Origin of the sequence: Paracoccus sp. UBA5162, assembly GCF_002413585.1 — a bacterium.
Lineage (GTDB): Bacteria > Pseudomonadota > Alphaproteobacteria > Rhodobacterales > Rhodobacteraceae > Paracoccus.
Window position 1 is genome coordinate 34262 of record NZ_DHXG01000020.1, and the last position, 5852, is coordinate 40113.

The 5852-nt window shown below is 63.1% G+C and carries 4 protein-coding genes and 1 pseudogene; all 5 read left to right on the top strand.

Annotated elements, in window-relative coordinates; all coding sequences use genetic code 11:
* Positions 1-338: hypothetical protein (locus B4A72_RS02930; RefSeq protein WP_292978063.1), on the top strand; the 338-nt coding region annotated here is incomplete at its 5' end.
* 553 nt (positions 339-891) lie between these two features.
* Positions 892-1113 (top strand): hypothetical protein, encoded by a 222-nt coding sequence (locus B4A72_RS02935; protein ID WP_292957155.1) that lies wholly within the window; start codon positions 892-894, stop codon positions 1111-1113.
* A gap of 104 nt (positions 1114-1217) precedes the next feature.
* Entirely contained in the window at positions 1218-2579 is a 1362-nt protein-coding gene (locus B4A72_RS02940) for a radical SAM/SPASM domain-containing protein (RefSeq protein ID WP_292957152.1), read from the top strand.
* An 18-nt stretch (positions 2580-2597) separates the two neighbouring features.
* Entirely contained in the window at positions 2598-4724 is a 2127-nt protein-coding gene (locus tag B4A72_RS02945; RefSeq protein WP_292957149.1) for a TOMM precursor leader peptide-binding protein, read from the top strand.
* Between the two features lie 576 nt (positions 4725-5300).
* Positions 5301-5852 (top strand): annotated as a pseudogene (locus tag B4A72_RS02950) (IS481 family transposase); the annotation flags it as partial.

Below are 5852 nucleotides of genomic sequence, written 5' to 3' on the forward strand. Positions count from 1 at the left end.
TTGGTTACATATTTGCCACCGAAGATGATTTCTACGATCGACATCTTTGGAAAAATACGGTTCACGTCAAGCCCGGAGAGTTTTTTCACTTCGCGGGATATGTTTCGCCCGGCAGCCGCGGGTCTATTGTTTCACTTTTCATATTACAAGGAATGTACGATTACTTCGAGAATAAAGGATTGTCGGCGGCAATTACCACTATTTCTTCCCGGAACGAACCGTCATGGCGGCTTTGCCGGAAATTCGGTTACGATCAGATAGAAAAGGCCTGGGATGTTTACAAGTTCCTTGGCTTCCGATGGTCTCGTGAGGTTCCTACACGAACCTGGGTAGGATAGCTTTCCCTGGTTTTTGAGGGGCGGCTCACCAGCCCGCCCGGCGGCCGATGTGCCGGTATGAGGGCGGCGTCGATCTCGGTCTTGGCCAGAGCCCCGACACCCTCCGGATTTGCGGGAAATCCACGCCCACCGCCCTGCCTGCCGATTCCCGGATCGCCGCAAGCTGGAAATTCCGGCCCCTGTCACGGCGGCGCGGCTGCTGCCACCACCGGAAGCAACCTTGCGATCGGGGCGGTTTATCCTGTCGCGCTGCGGAATCAACCCGACCGAAGGTGACCCGTGGCTTCGGCGATTGCGTGATTCCTGGCAAGCAGATAGTGAACACCATTGGCATTCCGAAAATTATTCAATTATCCAATGCAATTTATTATTTGCGTCCTGTCAATATATAAATTCCTGGCTAATTTAATATGTATTGACGAACAGATAATAATATAGATAATCATTGAAGCCTGCTTAAAAATCAGGCTGGAAAGCAAAAGAAAAAGTCTCGCGCCACGGATATTCAAAGGATGCTGGGCGCGGTTCTTCACTCGTATCAAAGGTGCGTAGAATGGCTCAAGAACTCGATTCCATCGTCGAAGCCCTTGCCCAGGCAAGGCTCAATCTGAATACCGCTGTAGAAGGCATGACCAGTGGCGCGGCTGCCTCGAAACTGTCCGATTCGCAGCTCAGCCGGCTGAAGGCGCTGTCCGACCAGAACACCGGCTGCCAGAACAGCGGCTGCGGCGGTGCCGAAGCGGCCCTTCGCGACAAGTCGGGCATCGCGAAATAAGACCATTGCGGTCTTGCGTCGGCGGATACGCTTGCGATCCGCCGGCCATCCGATGTCATCACGCGCTGGCTGCCCCGAAACTCATTTTCCAGAGGCATGGGATCATGCAGAAACTCTCCAGATATGTCATTGCGTCGCCGGTTTTCGCGGAAGGAGAGGAAAATCGTCATGTCCTCTTCTCGACCCGGACGGGGCAGATCTTCGAAGTGCCGCAGGCCATATGGACGGTCTTGCGCGAAGGCGGATTCGACAAGCTGAACAGCGATGTCCTGACCCAGCTTTCCGAGGCCGAAATCCTGGTGCCCGAGGCCGAGGCAGAATTATCCACCATTCTGGACCGGAACCGGGACGGGATCCGGGTCAATCCGCATCTGAATTATGTCATTCAGCCGACGGCACATTGTCAGTTGGGCTGCGGTTATTGCGGTCAGACCCACGAGCGCACAAATCTGAGCCGCGCGAACGAGGCCGATATCCTGCGCGATGTCGAGGCGCGGCTGGACCGCGGTCCTTTCGCCGAGCTCAACCTGTGCTGGTTCGGCGCAGAGCCCTTGTCGGGCATTCAGCAGATGCGTTCGCTGACGCCGCAGCTGCGCAGCCTGTGTCAGGAACGTGGCGTCGAATATCGCGCCAGCATCATCACGAACGGGCTGGCCATGTCGCGGAAGATCGGTGCCGATCTGGTCGGGCCGCTCGGGGTCGTCTCGGTCACTGTCTCGCTGGACGGGACAGCCCCGCATCACGACCGGCGGCGCCACACGAAATCCGGCAAGCCGACCTTCGATCGGATCCTCGCCAATCTGGTTCAGCTTGTGGCGACGACCCAGGATGCGCCGATCGAGATCAAGGTGCGCTGCAATGTCGATCGGGAAAACGCCTCGGACGTGGTGCCGCTGCTGCGACGACTGCGCGACGAGGGACTGGAGCGCGCGGTTCAGTTCTACACCGCCCCCATCCATTCCTGGGGCAATGACGCACAGCGCCGCAGCCTGGAGCCCGCAGACTACGCCGAACGGGAATTATCCTGGTTTGTCGAGATGAAGCGGATGGGCTTTTCCGTGCCACTGGTTCCCAAACGGCAGCCCGTGGTCTGTCTTGCGGTGCAGCCCGACGCGGCGCTGGTCGATGCGCATGGCACGCTGTTCAACTGCACCGAGGTCTCTTACGTGCCCAGCTATGGCACGCCGAACCGCTTTGCCATCGGCGATCTGACCACGGGCGAGCGGCAGGCCGAGGTGCGCGACATTCTCGGCAGTTTCAACGATCAGGTCGAGGCCGGCGCCTTCGGATGCAGCCGCTGTCCCCTGCTGCCCGTCTGCGGCGGCGCCTGCCCGAAGGAATGGATCGAGGGCCGGGCGCCCTGCCCCAGCTCGAAACGGAACATCGCCCAGAGATTGCTTCTGGCCGCTGCCTTCGAGCGAATGGACAGGGCCGCCGGTGATCCGTCCCTGCCCGCTGTGGCCTGAGACCGGGGCGCGGCGATCATGCGCCTGCTGCGGGACCGGATTCACCTTCAGCCGGACGGTGTGTTGACCCTGACCGGCGCCGGCCCCGTCATGCTGCACGGCGGGGCGATCCGGGAAATGGTCGAAACGCTGCTGTCGGACGGAATCGATGCCGCGAGGGGCGACTCAACGGCCTCGTTCCGCGAGCTGATCGACTTTCTCGAGACTGCGGGTCTGACCGGGCTGGCAGACGAAACGCTGGCCCCGGCACCGGCGCGATCAGGGCATGTCCTGCTGGCGGGCGACGCCGATTGGGTTTCCCCGCTGGCTGAGGAACTCGTCTCCTGCGGCATTGCGCACCTGTCGGTGTGGGCTCCCGTTGCGGGACGTGACGCCGGCCGGGACGCCCCGAACCGCGGCGACCCGCCGCTTTCGCCGGATCTGGATCTGGTTGTCGGCGCGTTTGCTCCGCGAAGGCCGGTCCTGCAAGTCGAGCTGGAGCAATCATGCCGCCGTGCGGGAATCCCGTTTCTGGGCGCCGAGATCATTGGCGCGAAGGGCTTCGCCGGCCCCGTCTCGCGGGCCGGTCTGGCCGGATGCTGGCTCTGTGCCCGGCAGCGTCGCCGTGCGCACGCGCCCGACCCCACAGCCTGGGCGCGTGCCGACGGGCTGGCCCGGGTGCATCATTCCCGACCCGGTCCGGAAGTGTCGCGATCCTTCGCCCGATCGCTTTCTGCCGAGATCTGCCGGCATCTGGCTGCGGATGCGGCGGGGGCTCTGGAAGGGAAAATCCGGATCCTCGATCTCGCAGCCCAGACATCAAGCCTGCATGGCTTCATCCCCATGCCGTTTTGCAGCACCTGCGGGAAGGATCCGGTTGCGACCCAGTGCAGATCCGCCGGGCCGTGCACGGGTCCGCGGCAAAGGTTCCGCGACTGGCTGGACCTCGAGACCGGGGTGTTCGTCGGGCCGGTTTTGCGCGATCGACCGCGCCCTTTGCCGGGAACTTTCATCGCCGTGGCCGAGGTGGCGCCTTTTTGCGGCTTCCGCGACGATCCCATCGCGGCCGAACCCGCCTGCGGCAAGGGCCTGACGGAAGACGAGGCGATGATCAGCGCGATCGGGGAAGCCTTCGAGCGTTATGCCGCATCCCGCTGCGACCCGCGGACGCTGGTCCGGGCACGGATGCGCGATCTGGACGGCCCGGTTCTGGACCCCCGCCAGATCGGTCTTTACGGCCGCAGTCAATATGCCGAACCGGATTTTCCCTTCCGGCCCTTCGACCCCGAGGCGCAGGCTTTCTGGACCACCGCCGTCAATCCGTGCAGCGGGGCGCGGACCTGGGTGCTGGCCGAGCAGGTCTATTACCGGCTTCCGGCCGGATATTCGAACCATCTTCAGCAGATGACCTCGAACGGCCTGGCGGCGGGCGCGGATCAGCAAAGCGCGGCAATGCGCGCGATCCTCGAAGTGATCGAGCGCGACGCGGTCCTGACCGCCTGGCTGCGACGCGACGCCGGGCGCCTGCTGCCGCAGGATCTGTGCAACACCGAAACGCGGGGCATCATCGCGCGGCTGCGACAGGCCGGTGCCTCTGTCGCGCTGCATCTGCTGGATGGCGCGGGCGGCGTGCCGGTGATCATGTGCATGGCGACGGGTGATGGCATCCGCTGGCCCGGGCTGACGGCAACCTCTGCAGCCGATCCCGATATCCGGCGCGCGGCGGCGAAAGCGGTGCTGGAACAGGCCTCATCCGGGCTTGGACTTGCGAGAATGCTGCACGAGGAAAGCGGTCCACGCCCATGCCTGCCCCAGGAGGTGCGGCGGGGGCAATTCATCGATCACGCCTGCTACTATCTTGGGCCGCCATCGCAGCACGTCGCCTTCTTGCGTCATGCCGCGTACCACCCGTCGGTTGTCGATCCCTCGCTGCCGATCACGGGGCTGGATGATCTGGTTGAACGGCTCGACGAACAGGGGCTGACGGTTCTGCTCGCCGACCTCACACCTCGCGATGTGGCGGCTGCGTCGATTCGTGTCGTGCGTGCCCTGGTGACCGACCTGCTGCCACTATCCTGCGGCTTCGGGATGCTGCATCTGGGCTCGGCGCGGCTCCGCCACCTGCCGCTGGGCACATTGAACCCTGCACCGCATCCCTTTTGTTAGACGTGCCGCCAGATTGCCTGCCGTTCGCGTCGTCCTCGACCGCCGGCGAAACCAATCGACCTGAACGCCTTGATCCCCGTTAGAAAAAGGGCGGCGCCGCCATGTACCATACTGATCCGGAACTGGGGTGAAAGATGCCTGCGGACCTCCTGATTTTTATATTTGTCCAACCTTTGGTCCTTTGACATGCTCGGCTGACCGGTTGCTGGCGAGACCCGTGCCGCCCCGGCACGGATTGCAGGCAGTAAACTGACCCATATGGCCGCCGGTGGACGATTTCATTGCGCAAGTCGGTAATCTCTTTCAGCCACCCTGAGGTCGTCCATGTGTCGGGGCTGTCAACCCGCGACACGAGCCAATTCTTCTTGATCAGGAGATCGAGGATTGGCTCACGTCCCGCGTGTTGGCCGCGTAATTTGCTCTTCAGTGAGCTACCCCCCGAAAGTTCAGCAGTTCGTCGGTTTTCCCGAGATGCCAGACTAGCTGTTCCATCCCGGATGATCACATGGTCCCTCGCCGATCCGCCCTGTTCATGGCAAGGTCGGTCCTGCGCGAGATTCTGGACGGGGTGAGAGTATGCTGATCTCTCTGCACAAGCAGGCGACGACGACACCGAAGATCCGGGCCGCAATCCAGGCGAGCAGCGAACCGGCATGGATGGTGGCCGAGCGCTACGGCATCTCGGAGCAGACGGTGTGGAAGTGGCGCAACCGCGAGGACGTTCACGACCGGAGCCACACGCCGCACCGGTTGCAGACGACGCTGACGCCGCCTCAGGAGGCCGTTGCGGTGGCGTTGCGCAAGGCGCTTCTGCTGCCGCTCGACGACCTGCTGGCCGTGGTGCGCGAGTTCCTCAACCCGCAGGTCTCTCGGTCCGGCCTCGACCGTTGCCTGCGGCGCCATGGCCTGGGCAACCTGCGGGCGCTGAAGCCGAAAGAGCCGAAGCCGACGCACGGCACCTTCAAGGCCTACGAGCCCGGCTACCTGCATGTCGACGTGAAGTACCTGCCGCAGATGGCGGACGAGGAGCGGCGGCGCTAACTCTTCGTGGCCATCGACCGCGCCACACGGTGGGTCTTCGTGCGCATTTACCCGGCGCAGACTGCGGCCAACGCGCGGCGGTTCCTG